General features: G+C 41.2%; 17 protein-coding genes. 12 read left to right on the forward strand and 5 right to left on the reverse strand.

Annotated elements, in window-relative coordinates:
- The first annotated feature begins 378 nt into the window (after positions 1–378).
- From HGJ98_RS21395 to HGJ98_RS21425, 7 genes are all read left to right on the forward strand, one after another.
- Positions 379–1,998: a spore germination protein gene (locus HGJ98_RS21395; RefSeq protein WP_291353820.1), complete on the forward strand. Its 1,620-nt coding sequence runs from the start codon at positions 379–381 to the stop codon at positions 1,996–1,998.
- Positions 1,999–2,017: 19 nt separating this feature from the next.
- A complete protein-coding gene (locus HGJ98_RS21400; RefSeq protein WP_291353822.1) occupies positions 2,018–3,202 on the forward strand; it encodes a Ger(x)C family spore germination protein in 1,185 nt (394 codons plus the stop codon).
- 5 nt (positions 3,203–3,207) lie between these two features.
- Positions 3,208–4,293: an endospore germination permease gene (locus HGJ98_RS21405; RefSeq protein ID WP_291353824.1), complete on the forward strand. Its 1,086-nt coding sequence runs from the start codon at positions 3,208–3,210 to the stop codon at positions 4,291–4,293.
- 39 nt (positions 4,294–4,332) lie between these two features.
- Complete coding sequence (locus HGJ98_RS21410) at positions 4,333–4,551, forward strand: hypothetical protein (RefSeq protein WP_291353826.1); 219 nt, start codon at positions 4,333–4,335, stop codon at positions 4,549–4,551.
- 225 nt (positions 4,552–4,776) lie between these two features.
- Entirely contained in the window at positions 4,777–5,463 is a 687-nt protein-coding gene (locus HGJ98_RS21415; protein WP_291353828.1) for a putative ABC transporter permease, read from the forward strand.
- A gap of 13 nt (positions 5,464–5,476) precedes the next feature.
- A complete protein-coding gene (locus HGJ98_RS21420) occupies positions 5,477–6,013 on the forward strand; it encodes an HD domain-containing protein (RefSeq protein ID WP_291353830.1) in 537 nt (178 codons plus the stop codon).
- A 120-nt stretch (positions 6,014–6,133) separates the two neighbouring features.
- Positions 6,134–6,811, forward strand: a complete 678-nt coding sequence (locus tag HGJ98_RS21425; protein WP_291353832.1) for a TVP38/TMEM64 family protein — start codon at positions 6,134–6,136, stop codon at positions 6,809–6,811.
- 69 nt (positions 6,812–6,880) lie between these two features.
- On the opposite strand, the gene HGJ98_RS21430 is transcribed toward HGJ98_RS21425, so the two are convergent.
- Positions 6,881–7,498, reverse strand: a complete 618-nt coding sequence (locus HGJ98_RS21430; protein ID WP_291353834.1) for a GDSL-type esterase/lipase family protein — start codon at positions 7,496–7,498, stop codon at positions 6,881–6,883.
- A 130-nt stretch (positions 7,499–7,628) separates the two neighbouring features.
- On the opposite strand from HGJ98_RS21430, the gene HGJ98_RS21435 reads away from it, so the two are divergent.
- The gene (locus tag HGJ98_RS21435) at positions 7,629–8,591 is read left to right on the forward strand and encodes a cation diffusion facilitator family transporter (RefSeq protein ID WP_291353836.1); all 963 of its coding nucleotides are present in this window, start codon (positions 7,629–7,631) and stop codon (positions 8,589–8,591) included.
- Between the two features lie 99 nt (positions 8,592–8,690).
- Here the strand turns inward: HGJ98_RS21435 and HGJ98_RS21440 are convergent, their stop codons facing one another.
- Entirely contained in the window at positions 8,691–9,302 is a 612-nt protein-coding gene (locus HGJ98_RS21440) for a DUF6789 family protein (RefSeq protein WP_291353838.1), read from the reverse strand.
- Between the two features lie 180 nt (positions 9,303–9,482).
- Here HGJ98_RS21440 and HGJ98_RS21445 point away from each other — a divergent pair, with 180 nt between their 5' ends.
- A complete protein-coding gene (locus tag HGJ98_RS21445; protein ID WP_291353840.1) occupies positions 9,483–9,659 on the forward strand; it encodes an aspartyl-phosphate phosphatase Spo0E family protein in 177 nt (58 codons plus the stop codon).
- Positions 9,660–9,666: 7 nt separating this feature from the next.
- Here HGJ98_RS21445 and HGJ98_RS21450 read toward each other — a convergent pair whose 3' ends face one another.
- Both HGJ98_RS21450 and HGJ98_RS21455 read right to left on the reverse strand, forming a co-directional pair.
- On the reverse strand, positions 9,667–10,944 hold the full coding sequence (locus tag HGJ98_RS21450; RefSeq protein ID WP_291353841.1) for a [Fe-Fe] hydrogenase large subunit C-terminal domain-containing protein: 1,278 nt from the start codon (positions 10,942–10,944) through the stop codon (positions 9,667–9,669).
- A 96-nt stretch (positions 10,945–11,040) separates the two neighbouring features.
- Entirely contained in the window at positions 11,041–12,792 is a 1,752-nt protein-coding gene (locus HGJ98_RS21455; RefSeq protein WP_291353843.1) for a cell wall-binding repeat-containing protein, read from the reverse strand.
- 254 nt (positions 12,793–13,046) lie between these two features.
- Here HGJ98_RS21455 and HGJ98_RS21460 point away from each other — a divergent pair, with 254 nt between their 5' ends.
- The 3 genes from HGJ98_RS21460 (at position 13,047) to HGJ98_RS21470 (ending at position 16,565) form a co-directional block, all read left to right on the forward strand.
- Positions 13,047–14,216, forward strand: a complete 1,170-nt coding sequence (locus HGJ98_RS21460) for a sensor histidine kinase (RefSeq protein ID WP_291353845.1) — start codon at positions 13,047–13,049, stop codon at positions 14,214–14,216.
- Positions 14,188–14,814: a response regulator transcription factor gene (locus tag HGJ98_RS21465; protein WP_291353847.1), complete on the forward strand. Its 627-nt coding sequence runs from the start codon at positions 14,188–14,190 to the stop codon at positions 14,812–14,814. Before HGJ98_RS21460 ends, HGJ98_RS21465 begins: the two co-directional genes overlap by 29 nt.
- Positions 14,815–14,954: 140 nt before the next feature.
- On the forward strand, positions 14,955–16,565 hold the full coding sequence (locus tag HGJ98_RS21470) for a hypothetical protein (protein WP_291353849.1): 1,611 nt from the start codon (positions 14,955–14,957) through the stop codon (positions 16,563–16,565).
- Here the strand turns inward: HGJ98_RS21470 and HGJ98_RS21475 are convergent.
- On the reverse strand, positions 16,562–19,198 hold the full coding sequence (locus HGJ98_RS21475; RefSeq protein WP_291353851.1) for a LuxR C-terminal-related transcriptional regulator: 2,637 nt from the start codon (positions 19,196–19,198) through the stop codon (positions 16,562–16,564). The genes HGJ98_RS21470 and HGJ98_RS21475 overlap by 4 nt on opposite strands.
- Between the last annotated feature and the right edge of the window lie 155 nt (positions 19,199–19,353).

Here is a 19,353-nt window from a genome sequence, read left to right on the forward strand (position 1 = left end):
CGGAGCTTTTATCGAACTTTCTGAAGTTATCTGCTTGTTAGTGGCTTTTCCTTTTCTTTCCTGACATCACAACCAATCCCCGCTATTAAGCACAACCGTAGGGGCAATTAATGATTTCCCCCGACGGTTTACCCACATGTTCCACGTAAAGGCTTAGATGTCTTTATACCTTGAAAAAAGCGCAGGTTATTGAACTATTTTCAATAACCTGCGCTTTTTCCAATTTTCAACCCACTATAAAGACCCTCTACAAAGGTCTGAATGTTAGCGTCGTATAAGGAATTATACTTTCGACAACAGTTATTCTCTACGACGGTAAATAACTTCTAACGACATTGGTCATATTAACCAGAAGAGCTTAGGAAAGGGATGGGGGTAATGCTTCGTTATTTAACCAGTAAATTGAAGTATTTGAAGCTAGTTAACCAGTACTATGCAACAAATCAAAAAAATCAAGCACCTTCTCAGGACGAAAAAACCCCTACCAGTCTTACCCAAAATCTTACAACAAACCTAGAAATTCTAAATGGATTTATAGGAAACAATTTTGATCTTGTGATTCGGAAATTTACCTTCGGCGAGCATAGGCAAACCAATGCTGCATTGGTCTATCTTAACGGGATGACAGATCAGACGATGATTAACGAAAGTATCTTAAAGCCATTATTATTTGAGTCAGTTCCTAATAGTAATCCAGCTTCAAACCATAGTGTTATTGAAATGATCACTATGACCATGCTTTCCGTCGCAGAGATAAAGAAGAGAACGTTGATTCAGGACATAGTCGAGGGTTATCTGTCTGGCGAGACGATTTTATTGGTCGATGGCAGCCCTGAAGCTTTGGTCATCATGACCTCCGACTGGAAGTCCCGCAGCATCACAGATCCTAAAACCGAATCCGTCGTTCGTGGACCGCGCGAAGGCTTCATAGAAAACTTGTTGACCAATACAACCTTAATAAGGCGAAAAATTAAAAGTTCTGATTTAGTCTTTGAATCCATGAAAATCGGTGAGCGAACTAAGACAACTGTCTGTATTGCCTATATTAAAGACATTGCTAATCCCTTACTTATTGAAGAAATTAAGCGTAGGTTAAAGGATATCAAAACTGACTCAATCCTTGAGTCAGGTATTGTTGAACAATATATTGAGGATGCACCCTTTTCCATATTTTCTACCATCGCCAATACAGAAAAACCCGATCTGGCAGCTGCCAAAATCCTTGAAGGACGGGCAGCTATTCTGGTAGATGGAACTCCCTTTGTACTCACGGTTCCAATGGTATTCATCGAGAGCTTTCAGAGTTCTGAAGATTATTATTCTCGCCCTTACTTTGCAAGCATAATTCGGATGTTTAGATATTTAGCCTATATGCTTAGTATTTTGGCCCCGGCAACCTATGTAGCCTTAACGACGTATCATCAGGAATTAATACCGACCGCCTTGTTATTTAGTATGTCAGCCGCTCAGGAAGGGGTCCCTTTTCCTGTCTTAGTGGAAGCACTGGGGATGGGGGTAATTTTTGAGATCCTAAGAGAGGCTGGGGTAAGATTACCTAGGCCTGTCGGACAAGCTGTCAGCATTGTAGGAGCCTTAGTCATTGGTGAATCTGCAGTTAGCGCCGGACTGATTGGAGCGCCTATGGTTATTGTGGTTGCCTTGACCGCCATCGCTAGTTTCGTGGTTCCTGCGCAAACAGATTCAGGCGGAATATTGCGAGCTATATTTACGGTTTTAGCAGGATTTTCAGGTGGATTTGGAATTATGGTCGGTCTAATAGGAGTCTCCATTCATCTGGCGTCTTTACGATCATTTGGGACACCTTATCTCTCCCCACTTGCTCCATTAAGTGTACCTGACTTGAAAGATACCTTTATTAGAGCACCGCTTTGGGCCATGATAACCCGGCCTAGAACAATTGGCTGGCATGATCCAAAACGCCAGGAATTTCGTTTGAAACCTGGGCCTCCCTCGGAAGAAGATGCATCCTCAAACTAATTTGAGAGGAGGATTATTCATGAAACACCTTAACAAACTAGTCACCACACTACTGATTTTTATCCTTCTCACCTTAGGCACGACGGGGTGTTGGAATCGTCGTGAGCTGCCAAGCTTAGCCATAGTCTTGGGGGTTGGTTTAGATAAGATGGAAGATAGCGATCAATTAGAAATGACAACACAGGTTATCAAAACCTCAGAGCTAAAAGCGAGTACTCCCGAGGAAAGCGGCGCTGGGGGCAGCGGAGGTGCTGGAGCCTATTGGAATGTCAGAAACTCAGGTGAGACGGTGTTTTCTACAACCAGAGATTTTACTCATAAAGTTAGCCGCAAGTTATACTTTCCCCATAATCAACTTATTATCTTTGGCAGTTCGTTAGCTGAACAAGGGGTTCAAGAACATCTTGATTTTTTTCTTCGGGACCAAGAAACTCGCTTAGAGGTCTTTGTCCTAGTCGCGGACGATAGGGCAAGCGATATATTTGATGTCAAACCAAGGTTAGAGAAAGTTCCTTCAATGAAAATTGCTGAACTAATGGATGCCCAAGCAGCAAATTCAACGACAAGCATAGTAAGATTGAATCAGTTTGCCACTCGTCTAATGAGTGACACGACTGCTCCTATCGCTCCTATAATAGAAGTCCTAGGAAAAGGGAACGAAAGGGAGTTGTCAGTGAAAGGTACAGCGGTTTTTAAAGAAGATAAATTGATCGGTCAACTGAACAAAGTGGAAACTCGCGGCCTGTTGTGGGTTATTGATAAGATAAAGAGCGGAATTATTGATGTCAATTGTCAGGACACTATAGTAAGTTTAGAAATTATCCGTGCCCAAGGCAAAATCTCCTCAGAAATCATTGATGGTCAACCCTACATAAAAATCGAAATTAAAGAAGATGGAAACATCGCTAGTCAATGCTGTCCAATCGACCTGGTATCCCCTAATGCAGTCGCAGAGTTAGAAGAGTTACAAGCTGATGCTATAAAGGCTGAAATCCAGGCTGCTCTACGCAAGGCCCAAAAACTTAATGCCGATATTTTTGGTTTTGGAGATACTATTCATCAAAGACATCCCAAGGAGTGGCAAGAGCTAAAAGACGACTGGGATGAAATTTTTCCCGATCTTGATGTAGAGATCATTGTTGAGGCTAAATTACGTAGATCGGGCTCCTTAGGGCGGCCAGTAGTACTAGACAAGGAGCAATAGCGTTCATGAAGCTTGAAAAAGGTGAAATATCTAGTTCCCAATTAATGTTATTAGTTGGTTCTTTCTTGCAGGGGGGGCTTTTGTCATTGTCCTTCGCCTATGCAATTTCGAGGCAGGATACCTGGCTGGCTGTACTAGCCGCCTTATTTATTGGGTTACTATTTGCTCTAGTTTATATTGCGCTCGCTAATAGATTTCCGGGCAAAACCTTAATGCAGATCAATGATCTTATATTTGGACCCTTTCTTGGCAAGCTTGTTTCCATACAATATCTCTATCTATTTATATCATCCCTATCCGTATATCTATGGTTTATCGGCGATTTTGTTCTAACATACCTGATGCCAGAAACCCCAATCATTCTTATAATGATCATGTTTTCGTTGCTCTGTGCATATGCTGTACGCCAGGGGATCGAGGTCATTGCTAGAATTTGTTTTATAGCTATCATAGTAACATCGCTCGTTATTCTCATAACCTTTGCTCTTTTGATCAAGGATATGGAATATACGTATTTTTTGCCGATTTTCGAAGTTCCCATAGGAGAATTAATTCAAAGTACTCATATCATAATGCACGTCTCATTTAGTGAAGTGCTAGTTTTTCTTATGGTAATTCCCTATATGAACAAGCCGAAACAAACTAAGAAATCCGTTCTGTTAGGAATGCTTATAGGGGGGCTTGGACTGTTAACCGCTACAATCCGAAATATAGCAGCTCTCGGACCCCTTAGTGCAATTGTTACATCACCTTCATTAGAATCAGTACGTTTGATCGATATAGGTAAAGTAATTACTCGGCTTGAAGTTCTAGTGGCTATGGCCCAAATACTTTTACTGTTTATTATCACTAGTGTCTTATACTATGCTGTGGTATTGGGGATAGCTCAGATCACAAAACTCCGCTCCTATAAACCACTTGTTCTACCCATCGGTATTTTTGCTATCACGTTATCCCTCATATCCTACGAATCCAGTATGCAATTAAGATATTCATCGAGGTATATTACGCCCATTTTCACTGCATGGTTTTATTTTATCCTTCCTCTACTATCTTTACTTGTCGCTAAACTACGTAAATTACCAAAGTGAAATCATTGGAGCAAGTTTTTATCGAAAGGAACAGTCAGTATGGTTTTTTTGTTGGTGAGTGCTTTTATAGGGGTTATCCTCTTTGAAGTCCCAAGTCTAATTAGAAATAAACATTGGCGAGAATTAATTGTCTTTTCGATTTTCTTATCAATTGCTTTTGTAATGGCTTTGTTGGCTACTATAGGAGTAAAACTCCCTAGCCCTGCCAAAGGCGTTGATTATTTTGTGGAGGATATCTTACATTTGAACTATCAATAAAAATCTAGTGGTCGCATAAATCTAAGAACATCAAATGCTTCAAAAACGATAGCCTCCAATGAATGATTTCGTCGGCCCGATCTATGTACCCTAATGCGCTTTTAGAGTAAAGCATAGTATAGTATAATGGTCTTAACTATATGAAATTTGAAAAGGACTGAAAGGGTGACAATGCTGACAAACTTCATACTCACTTTTTCTATTTACGCTTTTGCAGGCTGGATCATGGAAACCATATATCGTTCCAGCCTCCAACGCAGAATAGTCAACCCGGGTTTTTTAACCGGCCCCTTTCTCCCGATTTATGGATTATTCGCAACAATGGTACTTTGGTCTTCTGGTCTAATTAGTAACACCACCTGGGTATGGCAGTTCCTCTGGTTTGTCTTTTTAAGCACCTCTTTAGAGTATGTAGCAGGTTGGTTCTTCGAACGTTTTTTTCGCTTACAGCTTTGGGACTATCATTCAATTCCCTTCAATCTTCACGGTCGGATCTCACTTCCCTTTAGCTTACTCTGGGGAGTTTTAGGCCTTGGTTTTTTTCGTATCATCCATCCCATGGTTCAAACCCAAATGCAGCAGATCCCCATGACCCTCCGTTCCGTTTTAGCTATAGTGTTGTCCATATATGTCATTTGGGATCTTATTCACTCCAGCCTATTACTTCGTCGTTTAGAGCACTTCGTGTGCGTATTCCAAGAACGCTATGAACGATTAGAACTTCCCTCCTTCCATCTAGAATGTTCTCCCTTTTATCGCCTCCTGCATACCTATCCCAAAATGCGCCATACTGTGAATGAGACAATGGCCTTACTTAATACCAAGCTAGAAGCACTAGAAGATTTCTTAAAACTCCAACGTAAAAAGTTCTATAGTTCGTCTGACGAAACTGACTCCCACTCACTTGACTAGGAAGGTGAAACCATTGAATTTACCTGAGCACGTTGAGGATATTTTGAACCATGAAGAATATCAACAATTGGCTTTATATACCCATCATCGCCCCTTTACGACTCTGGAACACTCTCTCCGGGTTGCCCAGATAGCCTATAACTGGTCTATACGTCTGGAAAAAAGAGTAAATTTGGATACCCGTGCAGTCACACGGGGGGCCCTCCTCCATGACTTCTTCCTCTATGACTGGCATAAGCTTCGGCCGGATGGATCTCGCTGGCATGGTTTCCGGCATCCTCGTATTGCCTGTCAAAATGCGGAACGTTGTTTTGACCTGAGTGAAAAAGAAAAAGACATTATCTTGAGTCATATGTGGCCTCTCACCCTCCGTTTACCCCGAAGCCGAGAAGCCTTTCTGGTTATGTTTGCCGATAAAATGGCTTCCATCCAGGAATTTCGCTTCAAATTTCATCGTCATCTTCCACCCTCAGAACGCTATAACTCTCTACACCTTACCAAACACGGAAAACAGGTCCAACTAAAGACGAAGGGAACAAAGCCCCAGTAGTTATATTCCCCTACTGAAGGATCTAGATCCTTCGCTATCGCTCAGGATGACATCAACAAGGATGACATTAACCTAAGCTTATTTTCAGGGCAATAGAAGAACGGCATGCAATGGTATGGCATGCCGTTTCTTAAGGAAGGTGACCCCTTGACCAAAAAATACTTTTCGATCGTTACATTCCTGGTCTCCCTGGCTTTTGTAATTTATCTGTATCCCAAACTCCAGAACCCCTCTGAGCTCCAAGCATTTGTCACACAGTGGGGGTGGATTAGCAGTCTAGTTGTTCTGTTTATCATTACCCTACTAGCCCTATTCCCAGTCGTACCCTTTGCCCTTATTGCCGGGGTTAACACACTCATTTTTGGTTGGTTCTGGGGCTTTCTCCTATCCCTTGCTGGAAGTTTAATAGGTTCCTCCGTTGGATTTTGGCTAGCCCGTAGCTTAGGACAAGAATGGGCTCAACCAAAGATAGAGAAATTGGGAAAATGGGCACAGCTTATTGAAGGAAACAGCTTTTCTATTATCCTTATCTCGCGGCTTATTCCAATACTTCCCTCTGCTGCCGTCAATTATGCTGCTGGTTTATCTCTAATGACCTACCCATCATTCCTAGTCGCCTCGCTGATCGGTAAAATCCCTATGGTTATATGGGAATCTTGGCTAGGGCACGACTTTTGGCAGCTTGCTGAAAACCCCAGTCGCTTTTTGCTAGCCTTACTGGTCGGTACTCTCCTCTTTGGCTCGGCGAGTTTCTATTTTTATCGTTCGATAAAACACTATAAAGATCCTTCACTGTAATTATTAAAAAGACGTTACCCTTTTCACACCTAAAAAGTGGAAGTGAGCGCTAGAATAATATTAATACTTCTAGTAACGAGCAAATGCTTTAGCAATCATCTGATAACCAGCAGCGCTAGGATGTGCATAATCCTGTCCAATAAACAATGACTCTTTCCCCTTAAACTCACGGTCCAAATTCACAACTACAAATCCATGATGATTGGCCCACTTGCAAATCATAGCATTAGCATGGTCAATAATTCCTTGAACCTGTGCAGAGTAACGGACATAGGGTCCAGCTGGTAAGGGATTATAGAGAGTTGCTACTTTGATGGTAGCCCTTGGATTAAGAAGCCTAATTTCGTGTCCAATTTGCATAAGGGTTCTAGTCATAGTTTCTTGGATAATGGGTAAATGGAATGTTTTTATGGGTTGATTCAGATTTCCAATAAGACGGAGCAAATCATTAGAACCTATGGTTATCGTGATTAAGCAAGCCTTAGTCACTGATTCTCTTAGTCTGCGATTTGTTTTTAATTGATTAAGCAAACCACTGGTTGTAAGACCGTTTACACCTAAATTAAGCAGTCTTAAATCTGGTTGATACCTGCTTAGAAAATTGGCGTAGATCGTCGGAAAGGAAAAAGGGCTTGCTACACCATAACCTGCAGTTATAGAATCACCTAAAGCTAAATATAATTTCATTCTGATCACCGCTTTCAGTCAATCGAATTATTATAAAGTATGTTTCCTTATTCTTCTCTGTACCCAATTAAAGAATAAACTTCCAAATTTATGGGAAGCTAATCGAAAAGCATTGAATGGTGTGGATTAGATGAATAAGACTTGGGAACTTATAAGAAAAGGAAACGCTTCATCCTTTTACGCGGTACTTGGAAATATCTTTCTAGTAATTTTCAAAGGATTCGCCGCCTTCTTAAGCGGCAGTGGTGCTATGTTTGCAGAAGCAATGCACTCCGGGGCCGATGCTGTCAACCAATTATTTGTTTTTATTGGCAGTATTCTTGCCGAACGAAAGCCCACTCCTCGCTTTCCAACCGGCTTTGGACGTCTGATCAATGTATTCTGCATGGGGGCAGTGATTGTTATTACCCTAATGGCCTATGAAACGGTTCGAGAAGGTATTCAGTTAATACGACATCCAGTATCGATTGAAAGCCTGTGGTTGATTATTTTTAGCCTAGGCACGTCCATGACTATCGACGGATACGTCTTGTCAAAGGCTATGCGCGAGATTTTACGAGAAACTGGAGCAAAAGGAAATGGTCTGAGCCTAATCCCTATGGCTCTAAAAAATGTCAACCGGGCCTCCCCTGCAACTCGCCTAGTTTTTTACGAAGACCTTGTTGCTACATCCGGAGCAATACTAGCTCTTGGAGCAATTCTTATAACTCGTTTTACTCCCATCAAGGTGTTCGATGGTATTGCGGCCATTATCATTGGATTCTTAATGGGGGGAGTCGCCTTTCGTGTGGGGTATGACAATATGGTCGGACTCATCGGCGTATCCGCTCCTAAGGAAGTTGAAGACAAGATTTCCCAAGTTATTTTATCCGTACCCGAAGTAACAGACATTAATAAAATGCGTATTCTTCAAGAGGGACGTTTTTATCATGTCGAAAGTTATGTTGAATTGCGTCCCGGTTTAACCTTGGCCCAGGCCGATAATATCAAATCAACCATTCGAGATCAGTTACTAGCTTTAAAAGATGTAACAGATGTTACCCTAGGGATCATAGAGGATACAGGGGTCCAAGATTGGCCGAAAATCGGTTAGCTCTAAATAACATGAGCGATACCTCTTAGCTAGGTGAGGTATCGCTCATAATGTTTTAAGCATATGGAAATCGGAATAGATTATTAGATTATGATAAACTTAATGAAACCTCACTTCAGGTTGATATTCATAAGTAGACTCACTTGAACTATCCCTCACTTCTATGATTTCACTTTCTAAGGTATTCTCTGCTCGCTTTACAGGACTTTTAGGAAAAACAGAGTCATCTGCTAGAAATACCATGGTTGCCGACGAAACAAAGCCGTAAATGAGATTATCAATTAATGTAGTGAAATGCGTCCCTGTCGTATGAGCTTCTGCTCTAAACACCTTGTATCTCAAGCCAAAAGAGTAAAGAAGTTCCCAGGTAAAGGTTCCAAAGACGGCCCCTTTGAAAAGATAGTTGTCCTTTCCGGTCTTCTTTAAAATAGCCAATAAAGGTATACCAATGATCGAACCCGTCACAAGATGTAGGATCTGTCCTAACAACTTGTTAGCCCCGAAAAATAATCTAAATGGCTTCATTACGACTGATCCTGCATATTGAGCATAGGTTTTTTCACTTAATCCCATCTTTTTGAACATTATATTGCTCAAATCCATAAAAATTGTCCCTGCTAAACCACCTAAGAAACCGATGGGTATAGAGTCTTTCATTTTTCCGATACTGAGAAATCTAACAACTTGAGTAAGATTATCTGATAACTTCATAGTCAAGATCTCCTTTCAAATATATATCTTTAGCTTTTGTCTAATAAGCAAAAACTATTTGAAAGGAAATCCTGTAATATATCCCATATCTACCAGTTAATTATCACTTACAAAAAGAGACTTCAATCACACTTCTTATACCTTACATTTGCTATTCTTAACCAAAGGAGGGGAAGAATTGTGACAGATTATAACCTTGAGTTAAAAGCCCAACTTGTGACAATTGAAGATCTCCGGGAGGCATTGATCCACTCAGTAAGACAGGGCAGAAGTACACAAGACCCCTTTGTTCTTAAATTAAGTCAGGATCTCGATGAACAGCTTAATAAGTATTATAGAATGATCAACAAACCCTAAAAAGTGTCTAATTTTTGAAATCCCGTTGAAAAATTTTAGCCGATTCACCTTCTAGTAGGCTATTAACATCCTTTATATCGAGACGTTCAAGCAGTTCTAGAATATAAGGGTTATTTAAAGGAGTATGAGCCTCCGCAGAGAGACCATAGGTATTAACATGTAAGGCTCCTAATTCAGGTTTCAGGAGTGCTTTAGGACCTCCAACACAACCACCAACACAACCCATTCCCTCGTAAAAATTCGCCTGGATGTCTCCGCTGGTAATCGAGCGCAGGAGTTCTTTTAGCTCTTGAATTCCATCAGCTTGAACCGCTTTGATTTTAATTTGCTTATCCGGTCTAAGTTGATCTAAGGTGTCTGAGATAGCTTTGCTTACGCCCCCGGTTCGGGCATAAATGCGTCCTCCTGCAGAAGAATGACCACTAGGAATATCCTCCATATCTGCTGGATTAATGCCAGTGGCCTCAAAGATTTGCTTAACTTCCTCAAAGGTTAAGACAGCATCCACAGCGTCTCGGATATCTTTTTCTTTAGCCTCAGCCTTCTTAGCGATGCAAGGACCAATAAAAACAACTTTAGCGTCGGGATGAAGTCGTTTAATCCCTCGACCACAGGCAACCATGGGAGATACAGACGGTAAAATGTGGGGAGTTAATTTGTGATAAACTCGTTTTACCATGCCTACCCATATGGGACAGCAACAACTTGTTAAAACAAAATCTTCCTCAGTGTTCACTGCATGATCAAATTCAAGGGCTTCTTTTAGGCTTAGGATATCAGCAAATAAAGCAACCTCCACCATCCCATAGAAGCCTAAATGTTTGAAAGCTGCCCGTAGTTGCCCCATTGTAACGTCTCCAAACTGTCCAATAATCGCCGGGGCTACGATTGCATAGACGGCAACTTCCTTTTTCTTTAGAAGGTCTATCAAAGGAATAAATTCTTTCCTGTCAATTAAAGTATTATAAGAACAGGTATTGATACATTGCCCACAGTGAGTACAGTTTCGGTCTTGGATCACTACTTTCCCTTCCATATCCCGAACGATGGCATCAAAGAGGCAGGCCGCTTCACAGTTATGGCTTTCACCTGAACAAGCCCCTTCACAATTATCGATTTGAAAAACTACTTTCTCTTGATCACCGTTCCCCAGAGCATAGTGAATATATTCTTTTGTAGTTTCGTTTCCACTGGCCTCGATCTCTTCAATTTCCTGCTCCACATTACCCATATATGATGCTTTGACTAATCGGCTAAAAATCTCATCATAGGTCATATGACTCATTGACTATTCCCCCATTTATCCTGTCTTATCTACATACTCATGCTATAGTATGTCCGACATGACCTGGGGAAAATGTGAAACCGAGGGATTTGGGGTCTAATTCTTTATTTTTTCATATAGCTTAAAGGTTAAGGTGTTTCCTTCTACGAAACTTCGGATTAAGAGATATTTATTTGTACTATTTCTGAATTTGAAGTCAAGTACTGGAAAGGCCACAGTGGCATCTTGACCCGGGGGAACATAATTGACAAGCAGTGAATGACGATGCCTTTCGATAATTTCTAAGTTGGCTAGAGCGACTGCATTATAGAGATTGGAAGAAACTTGGCAAACTCCTCCCCCAAGCCCCGGGACAAAGGTTTTTCCTTCGATGATCATCGCTTCTTGATAACCTGCTTCTGCCGTTCGTTGCCCAACACTGTCGTTGAAGGAGAACAGTTCTCGAGGTGCCAATAACTTTCCATCAAGAGCTTTTGCCGCAAGGCGAATATTCCCCGTACGCATGACTTGGTTTGAGTCAAAGTGTGTAGAATATTGAGCAATTAAGATGGGTTCAGGTTCTTTGATTGTAAGATTAAGTTTAACCAGTTTAGCATATCCTTCCACTACCCCATTATAAACACGTTCCCCTAGGATGCTGGTATCCACGAACGTAGGATCCCACTTAACAGGCAGTTCCATAATTTCACTGTTATAAAGCTTTGCAGGAACTGTTTTTGGTAAAGAATAGTTCTCATTTTGAGTAACCGTTACAGATGAGTCATCTATTGAATAAATACTAGTTTCTTTCACTGTTCCTAAAATCAAGTCATTGGTATTTTTCATGATCTCATTCGAAACAACAACACTGCCTCCCAATGAAACTACCTTTGGACGTATATTATTTTCATAAAGTTTACCAAAGTAACTGACTGCCGATTTTGGCAGGGTAGGGCTAGAAGGGTCTATAAAGATGATTGGATCTCCATTTTTTGCTGCCAAAGTACTTCCTGCCAGTGCATCCGCAAAGCCGTAGCCTGAGGCTAGATAGACTGTTGAAGGATTCGGTGCAAAGGTTTCGGTAATCAGGGCATTTGTATCAAATCGAGATAGTCCCGTCAAGCGCTCGACACTGGCTTCTGGCAACAAACCGTTAATTTCGGCCGCTACATCATCTGAGATCGCTCCTGAACCTCCCGTAATATATACTTTAGATGGCTTTTTTTCCTGCAAGTAGGTTTTTATATCTTGAGGGAGTGCGTCGTGAGGAGATAACAGAATAGGCCAGCCTTTATTAGCCGCAAAACCTGAAATACTCAAAGCATCCGGGTAATGTTCTCCTGAGGATATCACAACGGTGGTTGTCGGTACATCATTAAGTGAACTGGCTACCTTATAAGAGGTTTCATACCGATCCATACCAGCAATTCTAACTACATTTTGGATCCCAAGGGCATAGAGTTTAGTCTCGAATTCTTCGCCTATGATTCCAGCACCGCCAATGATATACACTGTTCCATTAGAATCAAGATGTTGAAGGATATAATCAAAAGCATCGTTAGATCGATCAGCAGAAAAATCGACTAATAAAATAGGTGCTTCTTTTTCGTGGGCTAGAACGCTTGCCGATAAAGCATCGGCAAATTCATTTCCTGTTGAAAGAATGACGTTCTTTACCTTTCCGCTGGCATAATATTCAGAGATAACCCTAGCAGTCTCATATTTTGTATTTCCTGAAAGCCTATTAATACTTACTATTTGTGGTGAGTTGGTAGCTGAATTTAGATTATCGTCAGCCGCTAAAGCTGGTTTACAGACAATAATACCTGTGCATAAAATCAAGATTGATGCAACTATCTTTACGTTCATCGAATACTACACTCCTTCAATTGAGATCGGGATAATTATCTCATGTTGAAGAAGTAAAGCGTGTCGAAAAGAGCCTAGTTTCAAGGTTTATTAAATAATAAACCTGTCTTATTTCGACGAATATCGTAATTTACGACTACTGTGTGAAATTACCTTTGTACATTTCATAACCTATGAATAAATAAAGGAATTCAGATCCTCGAAGTAGAAGAGATTTGAGTTGTAGGGCAAAAAACTATCTTTGAGGTAGAGTTATGTTTATCTGGTTAACCGGCACAAAAATTGTTTTGTATTCCTGGTTCGGGATTAGGGTATTTCAGAAAACTCCCCTCAGCTTACCGCTGATAGCAGTTGTACTTGTTATTTTAGCCAGTGGCTTTTGGCGAAGTTATTACAGATATAAAAATGCAAAAGTGAACGTGATTACTCTATTATTAGATTTAATCTTCGCTTTTCTTATTTCTCTGTTCCCAGAAAGTGCTGGCTTCGATAAACTTTTTATGATTTACCTCATAGAAGGGACAGCTATATTACCAAAGCCTTCCTTCATGATTTACGCTGTTTTTGCCACAACAGCCAGTGTGGGCTCTTATGCACTGTTTGAGTTTAAAGAAACTGGTCAGATGCAATTTCTAGGAATTGCCGAAATACTGCTGTATGGATTTGCCTTTATTCTGGTACTAAGTGAAAGAAGACAGAGGGAACAAAGACTTGCCTATGAAAAACTGTCAAAGGAACTTGAATACGTAAATCTTCTACTAAACGAAAGCATTGCCTTAAGTGAAAAGTTAGCCTCCCAGGCTGAACGACGACGAATTGCCAGCGAAATCCACGATAGTCTGGGTCATAATCTCACCGGCTTGATATTAACCCTCCAAGCAGGAAAAAAGCTTATGAACCATAATCTAGAGGCCTCTATGACTCACTGGGACAAAGCCCTTCAAGTATCTCGGATAGCTCTTAACTCTGTTAGGGAACTGGTTTCAGAAAAAAGGGAATCCTATTTTGACTTTGATTTATGTTCCCATCTTAATGAAATGGCTTTTGAAGCACAGTCTTTAACTGGCTTGCAGATAGATATTGACATAAAGCCCCAGGAGTTGTTTTTAACAAGTAAGGAAAATTTCAACTTGTATCGGATATTTCAGGAAGCCATCACCAATACACTGCGTCATGCTAATGCTGACCATGTGCAGATTACTATCTCAGGGAATCAAGATTCAGTAACTTTTTCTTATTATGATAATGGAGTGGGAACAAATAACCTTCAAAGGGGAAACGGCTTAAATGGTATGAAGGAAAGAATCACACAACTTGGTGGTGATATTTCTTTTCTGTCACAGAAGGAAAAAGGTTTTAAAATTAGCGGACATTTAGACAGACGGAGGGTAAGAAATGAACAAAATAACAATTCTAATTGTTGATGACCAGCCCATTGTCTGCGAAGGCTTGAATACGATTCTGCAACTTGAAGAGGATTTTAGAGTAGCGGGAATTTGTCACAATGGTCATGAGGCCTTAAAGTTCTGTGAACAAAACATTCCCGATATAGTACTGATGGATGCGCGTATGCCGGTGATGAACGGTATTGAGGCTACAGGAGAAATCACCCGTCTTTTTCCTGACACCAGGGTGCTGATTTTGACAACTTTTAATGAGGACCTGCTGATAATCGAAGGATTACAGAACGGCGCCAAAGGTTTTTTGCTTAAAGACATGCAGCCTGAGGAACTATGCAAAATCATCCGAGTTGTTCATGCAGGTGGAGTTTGTCTGCATCCTGATGTGACCCAAAAAATTCTCGCCAAGATATCAGACCGGGATAGGAATACCACTCAACTTACTAACCAAGAAAAGAAAGTTTTAAAATTGATCGGCAAGGGTTTTTCTAATAGTGAGATTTCTGCTGAGCTGTTTATAGCCGAAGGGACAGTGAAGAACCATGTAAGCAATCTATTGGCCAAACTCGGGGCAAGGGACCGGACCCAACTGGCGTTAATTGCTCTAAAATTAGTGACTTAAGATAGAGAAAAACCATGTCTGGGGTATGATGTGCAATAACTCCCTCATCTTTATTATTAAAGGTGAGGGAGTTATTTATTTCAATTCTATTTGAGCTGTTTCCAGGAACAAATTCGAAATTTATTGCGGGAGGTTAAAAAATGAAACACAAAAAAGGAATCCTGGCCCTTATGATGTTTATTTCAATTTTAATTAGTGCAGTATTTCTTACTACACTTCATGCACAAACACAAATAAGAGATTTGTTCCGTCTGAACAAAGAACTTCAGGAAGAAGGCTATTTTATGGCGAATTTTGAGTTCAAGATGATGGGAATGGTGTACTGGCTTGATCACGGCCATTACTTCATGGCACTGACACGGCTGGATAAACTGCACGAGCAATTAAAAACAAGAGAAGGACTTATTAAAGTGCCGAAGTTTATAAACAAGGAAGCTGAATTGGATTTCTATTTAAATCTTCAAAATTCCAGGACAGGAGCGTTTATGGACGATTCTTATCCATATTGCACTTATAACGAACCTACAGAAAATATCTTATCTCATCTCAATGCCTTGGCCGAAGAAACCGGACAGCCATTACACTTGAAGTATCCTCTGAAGTATTTGGATGAAATTAACACTCCCGAGAAATTGAAAACCTTTCTTGACGATGTATCCAATGTTGGGTGGATTGCTTCCAATTTTCCACAAACCACGTTTGTGTTTGCAAGAAGCTTATTGAGTTATTACAACGGGGAAGGTGTTATTGGAAAACACAATTTATATAATTTTTCTCTCGAATGGAAACAAGCACTGCTCCAATGGTTTTATACCAATCAAGACCCTCAGATGGGCTTTTGGGGACCAAGATCAAGAGCAAGCGGCCAATTATTGAAAAAAGATCTGAACAACACAGCTTCAATTATCAAGACATTCGTTGACAAAAGCGGCAATGACATCTATACATCACTTCCTTTACGATATAAACGGGAGATATTCAAAACCGCTCTTGAGGTTATGTCCGAACCTATGCCTTCTGGAAAAGATTTAGATGAATGGCATGAATGGTCCTTGAAAATGGGAAAAGGCACAACCATGCTGACAAGATATTTATGGAAAAATGCTTCCCAGAACGATAAAGCTGAGGCAAAGGTATTAATTGAGAACTTTGTTAGAACCACTTTTGAGAGATACTACCTTCCTGACAAAGGAGCCTTCAGTTATTATCCAAATTCAACACAAGCTACATTGGACGGTACAGGCGGAACAATAAACCAGTTTACGGACCTTGGGTTTTATTCGGCTAAAAAACAAAATGAGTTATGGGGAAACCTTGATAAGAAGATAGTTGACCTCGGAGCTAACAACGTTTCAACACTTACTGATAGAGATTTAGGGCTAATCACAAATCATCCCGAAATTAATTCTCTTCGTTTTTATGTAACTATCCCTGACATTGGCAATCTGACGTCTGGGGTTTATGGTGTTGCATATCCTCAAAAAACCCCTGTTCGGGATGTAATGGATTTTACTCCCAAGGTGATACATTGGCTTGATACCACTTCCCAAAGCATGGGGAATTGGGTCTCTAAACAAGCAATTATCCAAAGTATGAATGCCTTAGAAATAGAAGAAGTTCTTGTTTACGAAGATGGAATTCCATTAGAAGCTTTAAATGATTTTTTACAAGAAAATAACAAATTGGTTGTGCTCGGTTTTGATGTTATGCAAATTCCTAGATATAAAATTGTTTATATTTTAAACGGTTAGGGTCCACTTTTTTTAAATAGTCCTAACTGTTGAGCCCGGACCACTGCCTGAGTGCGACTCCCCACATCCAACTTGCCGAATATGTTTCTGACATGCCACTTCACCGTGCCAAGTGATATAAACAACTTCGTGCCAATCTCTTCGTTAGAAAGCCCCGCTGCTACCAAGCTTAGAACCTCCAATTCTCGCAGGCTTAATGTTTCGATCATCCCCGAATCAGGCAAGAATGAAATTGACGGAGGATGGAGCATTTTTAAGAACTCTTGATTTGTTGCCTTTACGGCCATCAGTAATTCTCCGACCTCTGATCCTTCACTTAGAAACGGACGTATATATCCTTCTGCTGAGGCAAAATTCACTGCTTCTTCCATAGATCTGATTGCTTCCTCCCGCCTGCCTAGAGCCTGTAAAACTAAAGAGGAAACTATATTTACGTAAACCAGTCTGCCGTATCTTTCTCTTTCTCGATCAAACTGACGGAGTCTTTTCAACAACTCCCAAGCCTGATCATATCGTCCGGCTCTATATAATGTTCTGGCTATAACCATATATGGTATCTCTTTAAATGAGGTAATGCTGTCCACTGGCTTTGGACCTAAGGACTCAACCCAGGCCAGAGCCCCTGACAAATCTCCTTGATTCAATAATAGATATGCCTCGAAGGCCTTGTATCTATCCCAAATGATAGGGAAAGCTTTGGCATCCGTATTAGCCTTAGCCTTCTCCAGTAAATCCCAAGCCGACTGGAAATCGCCTAAAGCCCAGTAGACAAGGGCTAGCGTCTGCTCAGCATCACCGCCTAAAATTCTGTTTAATCCTATGCTGTGGCTGGCTCTAATCCCTTGTTCCAAGTAATCCCGGGATTGCTTCAGGTCATTGCCTTCATATAAAAGAATTCCTAAAGGTATATATAATAGTTCAGTCATTAACAGAGGTTTACCCTGGCTGTCAACATATTGCTCTAAGGCATAATTACACAGGCCCATTGACTCCCTGCGTCGACCTTGAATCACTAAATTCATGGTGATATCCAGCAAAGCACCCAGGCTGGTAAACATGTGCCCGGCAGTACGGGCCGTGTCATAAGCCTTATATAGAGTCGCCGTAGACTCTGGCATCGAGTCATTTTTTCTTTGCGCGTGGCCTAGAGACATGAGCGAAACTTCTCGGAAGAAAGGATCTTGGTCACCCAGTTTCTCTATTGCCAACAATGCAATTTCCTTAGTTCGGGGATCCTCTCGATAGTTAGCGATCCAACCCCGCAGTGCTAATAATCTTCCTTCTGCCAAGGGGTCACTGTTTTCCGCCTTGATTTCATCCGTTCTTTGCAAATAATGCACTGCCTCTTCGCTTTTTCCCAGCAAAAATAATGACCAAGCCTTATAGCCCGCTAATTCTACGCTACTATCAACCAGCTCAACCGGCAACAAATTGAGCCAATCTAGGAGGGTGACTATTTCTCCCCTTTGAAATACCCGAGGAGCTTCGGCCTTTAACAAATCCCCGGCGAAATCAAAAACCCCTGCTGCCAGAGCATATTTGATCCCCTCTTCCGGTAAGCCATTGTCGGCAAACCACAGTGCTGCTCGTTGCTGAACGTGAATTTGCTCAGACTTGGTTAATTCAGTCCGAAGAAACTGAGCAAACAGGTGATGGTACCTGTACCATCGGCACTCACTGTCCAAAGGGATCAGAAAGAGATTAGCCTGTTCTAACCGAGCGATAATCTTTTTAGAGTTACTCTCACCCGTCAATTCATCGCCCAATTCTGCATTAAATCGATCCAAGACAGCCGTGCGGGCTAGAAAAACGCGTATCTCCGGAGTAGTACGGTTAATAACCTCTTCCATTAGGTAGTCGATAATATAACGATGATTGCCGCTAAAAGTCTTAATGAACTCGCTCACTTGCTCTGACGCCCATCCCTTGATGGAAAGCGCTGCTAATTGCAAGCCTGCAACCCAGCCTTCCGTACGGACTTCAAGTGCCGCAACCTCCTCATCCTTCAGCTTAACACCCGCAGCTGTTGAAAAAAAAGCTCCCATCTCAACCAGATCGAAGCGCAGATCTTCCATGCGTATTTCTGTCATTTGGTTACGTACCCGGAAACGAGGTAGGGAAAGCGCCGGATCTTCACGGGTTATCATTAATAGGTGTAGGAACGGTGGGTGATGATCTAAGATTGCCTGGACTGCTCGAAAAATCGATTCATTTTTTATCACATGAAAATCATCTAAGACAAGAATAAATGGCTTGGGGGCCTTCAGTATCTCATTGAGCAGTGTTACCACTAGCGCTTGTGCCGGTATCATGCCGGACTCCGATAACAGCTTTGCGGACTCTTTTCCCATGGTTAAATCCACTGTTTGCAAAGTGGCAATTAGGTAAGAAAAAAACCTCACCGGATCATTGTCATGTTCATCTAGTGAAAGCCAAGCCTTAGCACGATGGATTCTCTCAAACCAATTTGTAACCAAGGTCGTTTTCCCATATCCCGCGGGAGCTGAAATTAAGGTAAAGGGTTTATCCATTAATAGTCCCTCATCAAGACGATCTAACAGCCTCGTACGCCCAACTAAACCCGGACGAGACTTTGGTATATGAATTTTGGTTTTAAGCAATACGCCCACCATATCTGTCGAACCCCTTTGCCGTCATTCTCACCTTTTCATAATATTCTTAAAGACAATCCTTTTTCCCTTCATTATAAATGAAAAGTGTGAGATTTTCTCACCAATAAGAAATCGTCATGAACCATACGTCAAATAAGCTGTCCCTAAGGACAGCT

The organism is Desulfosporosinus sp. (assembly GCF_014237355.1).
In the GTDB taxonomy this organism is placed as follows: domain Bacteria; phylum Bacillota; class Desulfitobacteriia; order Desulfitobacteriales; family Desulfitobacteriaceae; genus Desulfosporosinus.